Consider the following 13,219-nt stretch of genomic DNA (forward strand, 5'->3'; position numbering starts at 1 on the left):
CGGCCCCGCCGCCCCGCACCGAAGGTGTCGTCCCCCTCCCGAAGAGAGAGGGGGAAGGCGCGTCAGCGCCTCAGGGGGAGTTGATCAATACTCCCAGAACATCCGCTGCAGTTCCTTGGTGTTGGCGCCCTTGGTCAGCGCCAGCATGGTCAGCAGGCGTGCCTTTTCGGGGCGCATGTCGTGGGCGACCACCCAGTCGTACTTGTCGTCGGGCTGCTCGGCATTGCGTAGCACAAAGCCGTAAGGCACGCGTGACGAGCGCACGACGAGCACGCCCTTGCCGCGGGCATCCTGCAGCGGCTTGACCATGCGGTCGGCCACCGAGCCATTGCCGGTGCCGGCATGGACGATAGCCTTGGCGCCGGCATCGACCAGCGCATTCACGGCCGTGGGCTGGACGCTGCCATAGGCATAGACGATGTCCACCTGGGGCAGCTTGTCGATGTTGTCGATATTGAACTCGGAGTTCATGGTGTGGCGCTTGACGGGCGCGCGGAACCAGTAGTTCTTGCCCTCGACCACCATGCCCAGCGGGCCCCACTGGCTCTTGAAGGCACCGGTCTGGATGTTGATGTCCTTGTTCACATCGCGGGCGGTGTTGATCTCGTCATTCATGGTGACGAAGACGCCCTTGCCCTTGGCGTCCTTGGAGCCGGCCACGCTGACGGCATTGACCAGATTCAGCGCGCCATCGGCGGACAGGGCCGTGCCCGGGCGCATGCTGCCGACCACGGCAATGGGCTTGTCGGTGTGCACGGTCAGGCTCAGGAAGTAGGCCGTCTCGGCCAGCGTGTCCGTGCCGTGGGTGATGACGATGCCGTCCACATCAGGCTGCTTGGCCAGCTGCGAGACGCGCTTGGCCAGAGTCAGCAGATTGTCGTTGGTGAAGCTCTCGGAAGCGATCTGGAACACCTGCTCGCCACGCACGTTGGCGATCTGGGCCAGCTCGGGCAGGCCGGCCAGCAGCTTGTCCACAGGGACCTTGGCGGCCGTGTAGGTAGCGCTGTTGACGGTCGAGGCACCGGCACCCGCAATCGTGCCGCCCGTGGCCAGCACCACCACGTTGGGCTTGGCTGCCTGAGCCTTGGCCGCCTGCGCGGCTGCAGGCGATGCATCCTGCGCCAGGGCTGCGCCGGGGGCGGACAGAACGCCCAGAACGGCAATGGTGGCGGCCAGCAAGGACTGGCGGAAGACTTGTTTTTGCATGAAGTAGTGCTCCGTGATTGAATGAAACGGCCTCTTGTGGAGCCGAGCCTCACACCATGCAATAGCCATGCCGGCTTGCCCATTCGCGCAAATCCCGATGGATTTGCCAGGCGCCTGTGCTTTATATAAATTGATAGCTGTCAGCGCTTATGGGTAAAGGGCTGAAGACTTAAAACCCTTAAATTTTCAGCGGCTTTAGATGCTGAGCGGATCCACATCCACGAGCCAGCGCACCAGCGGCCTGTGCTCGGGCAGAGTGCGCAGCCAGTGCAGATACTGCTGCCAGGCATTCAGAAAGCGCAGCAGGGCGCTGCGGTTTGCGGCCTCCAGCAGCATCTGGGCACGCTCCACATTGGCCACGCGCTGCACCGCCATGGGGATGGGCGGGTAGATGAACACCTCGTCCAGATAAGGCAGCTTGGCCTCTCTGGCGACCTGGGTGGCGGCATTCAGGAAAGCCTGGGCGGCTTCCTGGGTGCGTGCATCGGCGCGGACTATGGCCTGAAAGGCATAGGGCGGCATGCCGGCGTCCAGCCGTTCCTTGAGTTGCTGCCTGGCAAACGCCGGGTAGTCATGCTTGCGCAGTGCGGTGTAGACGGCGTTCTGAGGGTCGTAGCTTTGAATCCACATCTCAGGATGGCTGCCCTGGGCCTTCACATATTGCGCATCGCGCCCGGCGCGCCCGGCGGCCTGCATCAGCAGGCAGAACAGCCGCTCCGGGGCGCGATAGTCGCTGGAGTACAGCGCGCTGTCGGGTTGCACGGCGGCCACCAGCGTGATGCACCGGAAGTCATGGCCCTTGGCCACCATCTGGGTGCCGACCAGCACATCCACATCGCCGGCATGCACCTGGGCCAGTTGCTGCTCAAGGCTGCCCTTGGCCTTGGTGGTGTCGGCGTCAATGCGCGCCACACGTGCCGGATTGCCGTCGGGGCGCTGCACATTGCGCAGCAGCCGCTCCAGCTCTTCCTGCAACTGCTCCGTGCCCTTGCCCAGCGGCAGGATGTCGGGGTTGCCGCAACTGGGGCAGGCAAACGGCACGCGCTGGGTAAAGCCGCAGTGGTGGCAGCGCAGCGTGCGATCGCCCTTGTGAAAGACCTGGTGGGCGCTGCAATGGGGGCAGTCGCTCTTCCAGTTGCAGTCGGCGCAGAACAGCACGGGGGCAAAGCCGCGGCGGTTGAGCAGAACCAGGCTTTGCTCGCCGCGCTTGACGCGCTCGGTAATGGCCTCGATCAGCGGTGGCGAGAACACGGCGCGTTTGGGCTGCTGGCCCATGTCCACCATTCTCACCCTGGGCAGACCGGCTGCGCCTGAGCCGGCCGCGCCAATGCTGGCCGCGCCGATACGGCTGGGCATATGCAGGCGCAGGTAGCGACCGACTGCGGGGTCCGAGGCATGCCAGCTCTCCAGCGACGGGGTGGCGCTGCCCAGTATGACCTTGGCACCGGTATCACGGCCGCGCCAGATGGCCAGATCGCGCGCCGAGTAGCGCGCGCCTTCCTGCTGCTTGTAGCTGGCGTCATGCTCCTCATCGACCACGATCAGCGCCAGCTGCGGCACGCTGGCAAAAATGGCCATGCGCGTACCGAGCACGATGCGGGCGCGGCCCGTGTGCGCGGCCAGCCAGCTTTTGAGGCGCTGCGGGTTGGTCATGCCGCTGTGCATGCTGACCACGGCCTCCCTGCCGTACCGGGGCACGAAGCGGGCGACGAAGCGCTCTTCCAGCTGCGGCGTGAGGTTGATCTCGGGCACCATCACCAGGGCCTGTGCCTCGGGCCTGGCATCCAGCATGGCCTGGACGGCGCGCAGATAAACCTCTGTCTTGCCGCTGCCGGTGCTGCCATAGAGCAGGAAGGGGCCGGGGTTTTGCGCAATCTGCTCGAAAACCGAGGACTGCTCGGAGCTGAGCGCGACCAAAGGCATTGCGCTGCTGGCGTCAGGCGTGTGATCCACCGTCTCGGCGCTCGTCGGTGCTGCTTCGGCGGCCTGTGTCTTCCTGCGCTTGCCGGCTGGCGTCTTGGCTGTCTTGGGCGGAGCCAGTCGCCGGGCCAGTTGCTCGGGCGACATCTCACGCAATTGTGGTGGCAGGGCGGCGACGGCGATTTCGCCGAGGCTGCGCTGGTAATAGTAGGCGGCAAAGGCCACCAGCCGTCGCCAGGCCTGGTCCAGCGGCGCTATGCCCTGCAACTGGGCTGCAATGCTGCGCAGCTCCACCCCATCGGGAATCGCTTCGGGGGCGGCCGGTGTATCCCAGACCACGCCCAGCAACTCCCTTTTTCCCAGGGGAACGCGTACCAGCATGCCGGGCTCCAGCGGCGTGTCGCTGCCGTAGCTCAACAGATCACCTACGGCGCTATGGGCAGGGGTCTGGACGGCAACGTGAACGGTATGGGACATGGGCTGGGATAAGGGGAAAGTGCTGCCAGGGCCGCAGCTACTCAGAGCTATAGCAGATTTTGAGGCCTGCCAAGGCTTTGCGCTCTGTGGATAACTTTGTGAGAAAAAATATGCGCCAAAGCTCCAGTCAAGTCCGGTTCGCATCTGGAAGCCAGCGGGAGAACTGAATGCATCAGTAATTAATATATTAAAAACAAATACTTATATGTATTTCTGATGCTCTTGTGAGATGGGGCGGACGGGGGGCATGCAGGGAGTCTGCCTTGCCAGATCTGTGCATAAATCAGGTGGCGAGGCACTGTCAACCGAGAACCTCCCTAAACTTAACTGCGCGCAAACCATGGTGCAAAGTCCTTAACTTCCCAAAAAAATAGCAGGAATGCAAGCAGCCGCGAGACCTGATGCCTCCTCGGAACATCCACATGTGGATAACTTCCTTCAATCGAGGCAGGAGGAAGTGAAAAAATAAAAAAGCGCCAAACGCTGCTGGCGCCGAATTTCGAGAGTTCTGATATTTAGTGGTTTGAAATCAAAGACTTGTAGCTATTGTTCTGCGTCTCAGGCCAGGGATTGTCGTCCAATAACCACTTGTTCCGCTTGGGTGATGCGAGCTTGTGATGCTGCAACAAAGGCCCGGGAAGGCCGTTGTTGCAGCGGGAATCAGCCCTGAGCGCGCTGCAGGCGCGAGTGCTTGTGCACAGCTTCGACCAGAGCGGCCACATGTTCGGGCGGGGTGAACTGGCTGATGCCATGACCCAGGTTGAAAATGTGGGTGGGGCCGGTGGTGCTTTTGTCGGTATGGGGCTTGCCAAAGCTGTCCAGCACGGCGCGCGCCTGGGCGGCGACCTGCTCGGGTGCGGCAAACAGCACATTGGGGTCGATATTGCCCTGCAGCGCCTTGCCGGGGCCGCCGATTTCGCCGCCCACGATGGCGCGAGCCTTGCCCAGATTGGCCGTCCAGTCCAGACCCAGCACTTCGCAGTCGATGTCCTTCATGTCGGGCAGCCAGATGCCTCCGCCCTTGGTGAAGACGATACGGGGCACGTCGCTGCCATCCACGCCGGTGCGCTTGAGACCAGCCAGCACGCGCTTGGTATAGGCCAGGCTGAATTCCTGGAAAGCGCCGTCGGCCAGCACGCCGCCCCAGCTGTCAAAAATCATCACGGCCTGGGCGCCGGCATCGATCTGGGCGTTCAGGTAGGCGGCCACGCTGTCGGCGTTGACTTCCAGGATGCGGTGCATCAGGTCGGGGCGCGAGTACATCAGCGACTTGACGGTGCGATAGTCATCGCTGCCCTTGCCCTCGGTCATGTAGCAGGCCAGAGTCCAGGGGCTGCCCGAGAAGCCGATCAGGGGCACGCGGCCATTGAGCGCCTTGCGGATATTGGTGACGGCGTCAAATACATAGCGCAGCTTGTCCATGTCGGGCACGGCCAGCTTGGCCACGGCGGCCTCGTCACGCACGACCTTGGCAAAGCGCGGACCTTCGCCTTCGGCGAACGACAGGCCCAGGCCCATGGCGTCGGGCACGGTCAGGATGTCGCTGAACAGAATGGCCGCGTCCAGAGGGAAGCGTTCCAGCGGCTGCAGGGTCACTTCGGTGGCGTAGTCCACATTGGTGGCCAGACCCATGAAGCTGCCGGCCTTGGCGCGGGTGGCCTTGTATTCGGGCAGGTAGCGTCCCGCCTGGCGCATCAGCCACAGGGGCGTGTAGTCAGTAGCCTGGCGACGGCATGCGCGCAGGAAGGTGTCATTGGTCAGGGGGGCGAAACTCATATGTCGATTGTCGCCCACTCCGGCTTTCCCATTCACCACAATCCCGAGCAGCAATTCAGCTCTCTGTGCAGGGATGGCGGCGGCCATGGTTTGTCATGCAACCGTCATCCAAGTGTCGCGGGGGCTTCATCTGCGTTTTCCACAATGACGCCACGCAGACACACCGTGTGGCACAGGCAGGCCGCCAACTGCGTCCAACACCGGAGGAAAGCAGACATGAGGCATCCCGAGATTCTTGATGCGCTGAATGGCCAGAGCATCGCGACGACACCGTCATCGGCTCCCTCGCTTTCCCATCGCCCCGCCAGTCCCGCACACGCTGCAGCGCCTGCTTTGCGCCTGCAGGTGCGTTGGGCCCGTCATCTGGACGAGGTTCGCCAGGCCCAGCGCCTGCGCTATCAGATCTTTGCCGAAGAAATGGGTGCTGTGCTGCAGACACCCGTGGCAGGTCACGACATCGATGTCTTCGACGATTTCTGCGAGCATCTGATGGTTTGCGATGAAGAGCAGAACAAGGTGATCGGCACCTACCGTCTGCTGACCCCCGCTCAGGCCCAGCGCGCCGGCGGCCTGTACAGCGATCAGGAGTTCGACCTCTCGCCCATCAACGCCTGGCGTTCGCAGATGGTGGAACTGGGACGCAGCTGCGTGCATGCGGAGCATCGCCAGGGCGGCGTTATTCTGGCGCTCTGGGGAGCGCTGGCCGAGTTCATGCAGCGCAACCAGCTGGAGGCCATGGTGGGCTGCGCCAGCATTCCCATGCAGTACCCCGGTCTGGCCCATGGCGAAGGCCCGGCACGCATCTGGCAGCAGCTGCGCCAGAGCCATCTGGCCGAGCCCGAGTTGCAGGTGCGCCCGCGGGTGGCGCTGCCCGAGGAGCTGGCATGTATCAGCAATGTCTCGGTGGATGCGCTGAAGGTCGAGCCGCCAGCGCTGATCCAGGGCTATCTGCGCGCCGGCGCCAAGGTGCTGGGGGCGCCGGCCTGGGATAGCGACTTCAATACTGCCGATCTGCCCATCATGATGCGCATGCAGGATCTGCCTTCTCGCTATCGCCGACTGTTCGGACGCATGAAGGCTTGAGGCAGGGGCAGAAATCAAAAAGCCTGCGGCCGATGTCGCAGGCTTTTTGCATGGCCGGGCGTGCTATGCGGCGTGGCTGGGCTCATCTTCCAGGCCTTCGGCAAACAGGCCCAGCGCGGTAACCATCAGGCCCAGCATGAGGAAGGCATAGGCCGCAATGGACAGCACCAGACTCATGCTGTAGCCCCATTGGAGAACCGAGCAGGCCCATTCCCAGGAAGCATAGAGCGCGGTGCACTGATTGCTGGCCGGCATGTGCACATACCAGGTGACGGCGACCCACATCAGGACCAGCATCACCACCGTGGTGCGCAGCTTGTGCGAGGGGGTCTGGTCCATGTTCTTGAGCAGGACCAGTGGTATGGCTCCGCCCCAGACAAACATCATCAACCAGCTGAAGGCCGGTGCCTGTGCCAGTATCTGCTGCAGCCAGTGCATCTTGGGCATGCTGTTGATGCTGGCCAGAATGTCCCAGGCAAAGGGCAGGGCCAGACCGGCAATCGCCAGGCTGGCTAGCGCCAGTGCACGCAACAGGCAAAGACGTTTGTGAGACGGCTGATGGATAAGGTTGGCATGCATGGCTTACCTCCTGTGCAGTTCAGGCGGTCCGCAGCAGTCAACGCGTGCAAGGCTGGCAAAGGCCGAAAACTGCGGTTGCACCTGGCTTGTGGGCAATTCCAGTCTAGAGCTTTTGTCCGGTTTGTGCCATAGGTGCTGCGCTCCTGCTTGGCGTCGCGCTCCAGCGCGAATCGAAGCCAGACCGGAACCCGCCGCTTTGACAGGGCGAGGCTGGCGTGCCGAGTCGTAAAGTTGATTGCGCCAGGTTCATGAAACCCGCCGACTCTGGCTTCTGCCGGCCCACGGGACTAAGCTTGGTTTGCTCGACTCGGGGCGCCGGGCAAAGGAGTTCTTATGCTGAGTCAATCTGCTGTGACGACGATGCTGCCGGTAATGGATCTGGCGCGGGCTCGCACTTTCTACGAGGAATGCCTGGGTCTGCAGCCCGGTGAGTTGCGACCCGACGGGAAATTTGTCTATCGGGTGGGCGGCAGCGCCCTGGCCCTGTTTCCCAGACCAGGCGGCACCAAGGCCGAGCACACGGCCATCAGCTTCCAGGTGTCCGATATCGCCGCGAGCATTCGGGAACTGAAAAGCCGGGGCGTGGTGTTTGAAGACTATGACTTTCCCGATTTCAAGACCGTCGACCATGTCTGCGTGCTGGGGGCCGAGAAAGCCGCCTGGTTCAAGGACACGGAAGGCAATTACCTCTGCCTGCACGAGGATCTGCAGCAGGCATGAGGGGGCGCAGCGCCCGGCACGCAGGGGCGTGCTAGATCTGCTGGAGCGCGTCCAGCACTTCGCTCTTGGAGAGCAGCTCGCTCATCACCACCGGCGGCTTGCCGGGCAGGTACAGCACATAGACGGGGACGCCGCTGCGTCCCAGTGATTGCAGTGCCTGGGTGATGGCCGGGTCCTGGCGTGTCCAGTCGGCGCGCAGCAGCTGCACCTTGTGCTGCTCGAAAGCCGCCAGCACCTCGGCATTGCTCAGCGTGGTGCGCTTGTTGACCTGGCAGGTCACGCACCAGGCGGCCGTGAAGTCCACAAACACCGGCTGGCCCGAGGTCTGGGCAGACTGGACCTTGTCTGCCGACCAGGGTTGCCAGAGTTCGCCGGCCTGTGCCCTGACCTGATCCACAGGCTCGGCCTTGATCAGCGGCAGTGCGTAGTAGGCCACGCCAATGGCCAGCAGCAAGGCTATGGCGCCGAGGCTCATGCGGCTCTTGCCGCGCAGACCCATGGCCCAGATCAGCGCGGCAAGCACCAGCAGCAGTGCCAGCAGGGCCGCGGCGGCATCCATGCCGCCCTGGTGGCCCAGCACCCAGACCAGCCAGACCACGGTGGCAAACATGGGGAAGGCCATGGCGTGGCGGAAGGTCTGCATCCAGGGGCCGGGGCGGGGCAGCCAGCTCACGACGGCGGGCACGAAGCTGGCCAGCAGATAGGGCAGGGCCATGCCCATGCCCAGTGCGGCAAACACTGTCAGCGCCTGCGCCGCAGGCATATCGATGGCAAAGCCCAGAGAGGCACCCATGAAGGGCGCCGTGCAGGGCGAGGCAATGGCCACGGCCAGCACGCCGGACAGAAAGGAGTCCAGTATCGGGTTGCGTGCCTGGGCGCTGGCAATGCTGCTGGGCAGCAGACTGCCGAACTCGAACCAGCCGGCCAGATTCAGTCCCAGCACGGTGAACAGCGCTGCCAGCAGCGAGACCACCACGGGCGACTGCAGCTGGAAGCCCCAGCCCAGCTGCTGACCGGCCGCGCGCAGGCCCAGCAGCAGTGCGCCGAGTGCCACAAAGGACAGCACCACGCCGGCGGCATAGGCCAGGCCGCCCAGTTTCTGGGCCTGGCGGTTCTGGCCATGCACAGCAAACCCCAGTACCTTGATGGCCAGCACGGGAAACACGCAGGGCATGAGGTTGAGGATCAGACCGCCGATCAGGCCGCCCAGCAGGGCCGCCCAGAGGCTGCCTGCACTGGCCGTATTGCCTGCAGGCACGGTCTGTGAAGCGGTCTTGTTGGCTTCCAGCGCTGCGGCCAGGGCCAGAGAAACGCCTGCGAGCGCGGGGGCGCTCCAGCGGCCCTGCACGGCCAGCTCGCTGCGCCAGCCAGCGCTTTCGCCCCGCTCCAGCGCCGCAGCGCGCTCAGCGGGCGGCAGGGCCAGCACCACGGCCAGTTGCGTCGCGGTTTCGCCGCGCATATCGGACAAGGGCATGTTCTCGCCGACCCAGACGTCACCGTCCCAGTGCTGCTTCCAGTCCTTGCCCGACTCTGCGGCATGCTTGAAGGTGCCGGCGTTCTCGGGATAGAACTCCAGTGTCTTGCCCTTCAGGCTGGCGGGCAGTCCGGGTATGCGCAGCGTCAAACGGTCGTCGGGCAGGTTCGTGCCTTCGGCCTTGCCGGACTCGACAAGGGCCTGGCCGCCCTGGCTCAGCGCCTGGGGCTGGCCGGCCTGGGCCTGCACAAAGGCCTGGCTTTGCGCAGCGCTGCTGCCCTGAACGGGGATCTGCAGCTGGAAGTTGCCGGACTCGGGAATGCATTCCACGCGGCAGACCAGCCATTCGGCGGCCAGGCCCACGTCCACCATGCCAGAGGCCGGTGCCTTGAAGTCGGCCGCGACCTTGATGGGGACGGGCAGCAGCACCGTGTCCTCATAGCCATAGTTGACCAGGGGCCCTACGCGCAGCGCATGAGGCAGCGGCCATGCGATGGGGCCAGCCTCCAGGCCCGGGGGCAGCTGCCACTGCAGCACCGTGGGCAGGCCCGAATCGCCGGCATTTTTCCAATAGGTATGCCATTCGGGCTGGTGGGTGATCTTCAACCCCAGCCAGAAGACCTGCCCGGCGGCGATGCCCTCGGGGGCCTGGGCCACCAGCTCGGCCTGCACGCGCGGCGTCTGTACGGTGGCGCCACCCGAAGCCGCATTCTTCAACAGGATCTGCGCGCCGGCACCGGTGGAGAAGGCACAGACCCAGACGGTCAGCGCCAGCATCAGCCAGAGTGAAAGGCGCTGCGAGAGGCTGCGGGGTCCGGTGGTCAGGGAAAGGGCTTGAGAAGACATGGCGGACGGTGGGAGTCTGTGGCGGTGTTTTTGGTTCCCTGCACGGGGGAGGCCGATTGGCAAAACCAATGCTTGCATAGGCGCATGGTATTGGACAGAAGGCGCGGGCGGACTCCATCATGGCCCGGCCAACAAGGCTCAAACAGCCCGCCGCCGGAGCCGGTCGCAGGAGTCCGTTGCCGGGCAATTACAGGAGACAAGCATTATGGTGAATACATCACGCCGCCGCTTTCTTGCCACCTCGGCTGCCTGTGCTGCCACCGCGCTGCCTTGGCATGCGGCCGCTGCGTCAGCCTATCCGGACAAGTCGGTACGGGTCATCGTGCCGTTTCCGGCCGGAGGCACCACGGACGTGGTGGCGAGGCTGGCCATGCAAAAGCTCGGCGAAATCACTGGCCAGTCCTTTGTGGTCGACAACAAGGGCGGCGCCAACGGCGTCATCGGCTCCGAACTGGCAGCCCGCGCGGCACCCGATGGCTACACGCTGCTGATGAACACGGCAGGAGCGCAGACCCTCAGTCCGGTGCTCTACAAGACCGGCTACGAGGCGCTGGCCAGCTTCGAGCCCATCAGTCATCTGTGCGATGTCGGCTTCATGGTGATTGCGCGCAAGGACCTGCCCGTCAACAGCATGCAGGAGCTGATCGCCATGGCGAAGCAGGGCCGGCCGCTGAGCGCCTCCTCGGGCAGCAGCATGATCTCGCTGATCACCGAGCAGTTCAAGAAGGTGGTCGAGGTGCCCGGCATCGTCAATGCCCAGTACAAGGGCACGGGCGCGCAGATGCAGGCCGTGGTGGCGGGCGAGGTGGACTTCTCGTTCGATTCCTTCACCTCGGTGGAAATGATTCGCGCCGGCAAGGTCAAGGCCCTGGCCGTGCTGCTGCCCCAGCGTGCACCGGCCTTTGCCCAGGTACCCACGTTGCGCGAGCTGGGCGTCAGTGGCATGGATTTCAGCTCCTGGTCTGGCCTGCTGGCGCCCAAGGGCACACCGCAGGAGATCGTGGGCTATCTGGCCCAGCAAATGGACAGGATCATGCAGATGCCCGATGTGATGGCCAGGCTCGCCGGCTACAACTACCTGCCGCGACGCAGCACGCCCCAGGAGTTCGGACGGCTCATCGCCGCCGACCACGAGCGCTGGAAGCGCGTCGTCAAGGAAACGGGCATCACCCTGGGTTAGCGTCGCGCGGTGGCACCCCCGCATCCGCGGCCAGGGTGGCCACGGTACTGGGCGGCTGGCCACCCACCTCGGCAGGGATGGCGATGCGCTCGCAGGGGTCGGCCCGGGCTATCAGTGCATCGCTGTCCACAGGGGCTTCGGCCTGCTCTGCGGCCGGCGTCTGTTCCCGGGCCGACTCTGCAGCCGGCATGGCGGCCTGGGCTGGCAGCATGTGCGCCTTGCGCCAGTTGCCCCACCGGTAATAGGCCAGCATCATCAGCATGGAGCAGACGGAGCTGATGGGAAAGCTCCACCAGATGGCGTCCACGCTCATCACGGGTTGCAGCCAGCGTGCCACGGGCACGCGTATGCCCCACATGGCGATCGCCAGAATCAGCACCGGCGCCATGACGGCCCCTGTGGAGCGCACCACGCCGGCCAGCACAAAGGTCACGCCAAAGAAGAGGAAGGAGCCAATGGCAATGTGGTTGAGGTGGCGGGCCACCTCCAGCGAGGGGCTGCCGCCGGGCAGAAACCAGCCCAGTACATGACGGTCCAGCAGCACGATGAGGACGATCAGGCTGCCGGTCAACAGAAGATTGCCCAGCATGCCGGCATTGGCCGTGGCGCTGACACGCTTCCAGAGGCCCGCCCCCACGTTCTGCGCCGCCATGGACGAGCAGGCGGCGCCTATGGCCATGGCCGGCATCTGCACATAGGTCCACAGCTGCAGCGCGGCGCTATAGGCGGATGCCGTCTGCACGCCATGCTCGTTGACCATGGAGATCATGGCGATCATGGCCAGAGAGATCATCACGATCTGCACGCCCATGGGCAAGCCCTTGACCACCAGAGTGCGCACAATCGTCAGATCGGGCTTGAACAGCCCCAGCTGCCGGCGACCTATCCACAAAGGATGGCGGCGCAGACGCAACCAGCCCAGCAGGGCCGCAAAGCTCACGGCATTGGCAATCAGCGTGGCGACCGCCGAGCCCTGGATGCCCATGCGCGGCACGGGGCCCCAGCCAAAGATCAGCAGAGGGTTGAGGGCCATGTCCAGCGCCACGACGACGAGCAGAAACCAGAACGGCGTTCGGGTGTCTCCCGCGCCGCGCAGGGCCGCCGTCACAAAGCTGAACATGAACAATAGCGGAATGGCCAGAAAGATGATCCGGAGATAGGCCTCGGCCAGCGGCAAAGCCGCCTCGGGCGTGCTCATCCATTGCATGAGATGGCGCGACAGCGGCCAGCCCAGCACGGCAATCAGCAGTGAGACAACACCAAAAAACGTAGCGCTGGTGCCAAGTACACGTTTGGCCTGCGCGATGTTTTTCGACCCCATGCTCTGGGCGATCAGGATATTGGTTGCCATGCTGATGCCGAACACCGCGCCGATCAGCGCAAACATCACGTTGTTGGCATTGGCGGTGGCCGTCAGCGCGGCCTCGCCCAGGTGACCGCCGACCCAGATGGCATTGACCGAGCCGTTGAGCGACTGCAGCACATTGCCGGCCAGGATCGGCAGGGCAAAGACCAGCAAGGTGCTGGCAATCGGGCCCTGGGTCAGGTCGCGGGTCTGGGGCTTGGAGTTGGCGGTGCGCGCACTCTGGCGCGGGGCGCTGGCGGAGGCTTCAGGCATCGGCCCATTGTGGGGCATGTCGGCTGGTTGCGGTTGACGGGCGGTGGGCCCGGAATCCGGGGCATGTGGTGGTTTCGGGGCGCTGGCGCAGCTACGATGATGGCCATGAGCAATACCCAGACCACTCCCGCAAGCGCGCTTCCCCGCTGGCCCTCGCGCTTCTGGGCCCAGGCATCGGCCCATGACTTTGCCCTGGCCCAGAACAATGGCCTGGCCGCAGACACCGTGGCCGTGCTGCCCGTGGCGGCGGTGGAGCAGCATGGGCCGCATCTGCCGCTGTCGGTGGATGCCAGCCTGATAGAGGGCGTCATCGATGCCGCTCTGGCGCAGCTGCCAGCCG

The 13,219-nt window shown here is 64.4% G+C and carries 10 protein-coding genes; 4 read left to right on the top strand and 6 right to left on the bottom strand.

The window, feature by feature from the left end; all coding sequences use genetic code 11:
• Positions 1–84: 84 nt before the first annotated feature.
• The 3 genes from ACLBXN_RS21750 to hemE form a co-directional block, all read right to left on the bottom strand.
• The gene (locus ACLBXN_RS21750) at positions 85–1,206 is read right to left on the bottom strand and encodes an asparaginase (RefSeq protein ID WP_003059251.1); all 1,122 of its coding nucleotides are present in this window, start codon (positions 1,204–1,206) and stop codon (positions 85–87) included.
• A 195-nt stretch (positions 1,207–1,401) separates the two neighbouring features.
• A complete protein-coding gene (priA, locus tag ACLBXN_RS21755) occupies positions 1,402–3,603 on the bottom strand; it encodes a replication restart helicase PriA (RefSeq protein WP_447613537.1) in 2,202 nt (733 codons plus the stop codon).
• A 660-nt stretch (positions 3,604–4,263) separates the two neighbouring features.
• Entirely contained in the window at positions 4,264–5,379 is a 1,116-nt protein-coding gene (gene hemE, locus ACLBXN_RS21760) for a uroporphyrinogen decarboxylase (RefSeq protein ID WP_447613538.1), read from the bottom strand.
• A gap of 216 nt (positions 5,380–5,595) precedes the next feature.
• On the opposite strand from hemE, the gene ACLBXN_RS21765 reads away from it, so the two are divergent.
• Positions 5,596–6,462, top strand: a complete 867-nt coding sequence (locus ACLBXN_RS21765) for a GNAT family N-acetyltransferase (protein WP_447613539.1) — start codon at positions 5,596–5,598, stop codon at positions 6,460–6,462.
• Positions 6,463–6,525: 63 nt separating this feature from the next.
• Here the strand turns inward: ACLBXN_RS21765 and ACLBXN_RS21770 are convergent, their stop codons facing one another.
• A complete protein-coding gene (locus ACLBXN_RS21770; RefSeq protein ID WP_050872861.1) occupies positions 6,526–7,041 on the bottom strand; it encodes a hypothetical protein in 516 nt (171 codons plus the stop codon).
• Positions 7,042–7,374: 333 nt separating this feature from the next.
• Between ACLBXN_RS21770 and ACLBXN_RS21775 the strand changes: the two genes are divergently transcribed.
• Entirely contained in the window at positions 7,375–7,761 is a 387-nt protein-coding gene (locus tag ACLBXN_RS21775) for a VOC family protein (RefSeq protein ID WP_407714917.1), read from the top strand.
• 31 nt (positions 7,762–7,792) lie between these two features.
• Here the strand turns inward: ACLBXN_RS21775 and ACLBXN_RS21780 are convergent, their stop codons facing one another.
• Positions 7,793–10,081 (bottom strand): protein-disulfide reductase DsbD family protein, encoded by a 2,289-nt coding sequence (locus ACLBXN_RS21780; RefSeq protein WP_447613540.1) that lies wholly within the window; start codon positions 10,079–10,081, stop codon positions 7,793–7,795.
• Between the two features lie 205 nt (positions 10,082–10,286).
• On the opposite strand from ACLBXN_RS21780, the gene ACLBXN_RS21785 reads away from it, so the two are divergent.
• Positions 10,287–11,261 carry a Bug family tripartite tricarboxylate transporter substrate binding protein gene (locus tag ACLBXN_RS21785; RefSeq protein WP_447613541.1) on the top strand — a complete coding sequence of 325 codons (975 nt, stop codon included), beginning with the start codon at positions 10,287–10,289 and terminating at the stop codon, positions 11,259–11,261.
• Here the strand turns inward: ACLBXN_RS21785 and ACLBXN_RS21790 are convergent.
• On the bottom strand, positions 11,248–12,879 hold the full coding sequence (locus tag ACLBXN_RS21790) for an MATE family efflux transporter (RefSeq protein WP_447613542.1): 1,632 nt from the start codon (positions 12,877–12,879) through the stop codon (positions 11,248–11,250). The genes ACLBXN_RS21785 and ACLBXN_RS21790 overlap by 14 nt on opposite strands.
• Before the next feature lie 96 nt (positions 12,880–12,975).
• Between ACLBXN_RS21790 and ACLBXN_RS21795 the strand changes: the two genes are divergently transcribed.
• The coding region (locus ACLBXN_RS21795) for a creatininase family protein (protein ID WP_447613592.1) at positions 12,976–13,219 on the top strand (244 nt) is incomplete at its 3' end.

This window comes from Comamonas sp. C24C (assembly GCF_053345995.1).

Coding starts and splice junctions, on each gene's coding strand:
- ACLBXN_RS21765 (WP_447613539.1), top strand. CDS start 5,596: ATGAGGCATCCCGAGATTCTTGATGCGCTGAATGGCCAGAGCATCGCG.
- ACLBXN_RS21780 (WP_447613540.1), bottom strand. CDS start 10,081: ATGTCTTCTCAAGCCCTTTCCCTGACCACCGGACCCCGCAGCCTCTCG.
- priA (WP_447613537.1), bottom strand. CDS start 3,603: ATGTCCCATACCGTTCACGTTGCCGTCCAGACCCCTGCCCATAGCGCC.
- ACLBXN_RS21770 (WP_050872861.1), bottom strand. CDS start 7,041: ATGCATGCCAACCTTATCCATCAGCCGTCTCACAAACGTCTTTGCCTG.
- ACLBXN_RS21790 (WP_447613542.1), bottom strand. CDS start 12,879: ATGCCTGAAGCCTCCGCCAGCGCCCCGCGCCAGAGTGCGCGCACCGCC.
- hemE (WP_447613538.1), bottom strand. CDS start 5,379: ATGAGTTTCGCCCCCCTGACCAATGACACCTTCCTGCGCGCATGCCGT.
- ACLBXN_RS21775 (WP_407714917.1), top strand. CDS start 7,375: ATGCTGAGTCAATCTGCTGTGACGACGATGCTGCCGGTAATGGATCTG.
- ACLBXN_RS21750 (WP_003059251.1), bottom strand. CDS start 1,206: ATGCAAAAACAAGTCTTCCGCCAGTCCTTGCTGGCCGCCACCATTGCC.
- ACLBXN_RS21785 (WP_447613541.1), top strand. CDS start 10,287: ATGGTGAATACATCACGCCGCCGCTTTCTTGCCACCTCGGCTGCCTGT.